Source organism: Clostridium sartagoforme AAU1 (genome assembly GCF_000401215.1).
In the GTDB taxonomy this organism is placed as follows: domain Bacteria; phylum Bacillota; class Clostridia; order Clostridiales; family Clostridiaceae; genus Clostridium; species Clostridium sartagoforme.
Map to the genome: position 1 here is coordinate 1 of NZ_ASRV01000280.1, position 575 is coordinate 575.

At 19.3% G+C, this 575-nt stretch carries 1 protein-coding gene; it reads left to right on the forward strand.

The features are described from left to right. The first annotated feature begins 312 nt into the window (after positions 1 to 312). Positions 313 to 438, forward strand: a complete 126-nt coding sequence (locus tag A500_RS21840) for a hypothetical protein (RefSeq protein WP_278245148.1) — start codon at positions 313 to 315, stop codon at positions 436 to 438. The last annotated feature ends 137 nt before the right edge of the window (positions 439 to 575 follow it).

Consider the following 575-nt stretch of genomic DNA (forward strand, 5'->3'; position numbering starts at 1 on the left):
AGATTAAAAGCTAATAAGCTTATTTAAATAAAATAGTTAAATTAAGTGCATATATTTCTTATATAATTTACTGAAATGCTAACTTTACTTAAATACTATGTACTTTAAAATAATTTAATGAAGTGTAGAATATCTATTATTAACTATATGATTTATTAACTTATATGCTACTTTCTTATCTTATTTGATAATTTATTAATTATCAGGCTTGATATAATAATAACTATTATTATTTAGGAACTTTTATTGATAAATTGATTATAATATAGTATAATAACATTAAAGAAAAGAACATTTAAAGGGGTGTTGTACATGGATGGATTAGCATGCATGCTAAATAAAAAATGTAGAAGAGAAAAATCAGAAGAAATAGTAAAAAATATGAATGATGAACAAAAAACTTATGAAGAAATATATGCAAAACAAGAAACTAAATAATAGTTTTAGTAAGTAATTAGTATTATACCTAAATCATAATAAATAATTTAAAGCTAAAAATATACACTATGAATAAAATTCATAGTGTATATTTTTTACACCACTGAAATCCAGATTTTTTCTAACTTTTATTTTAT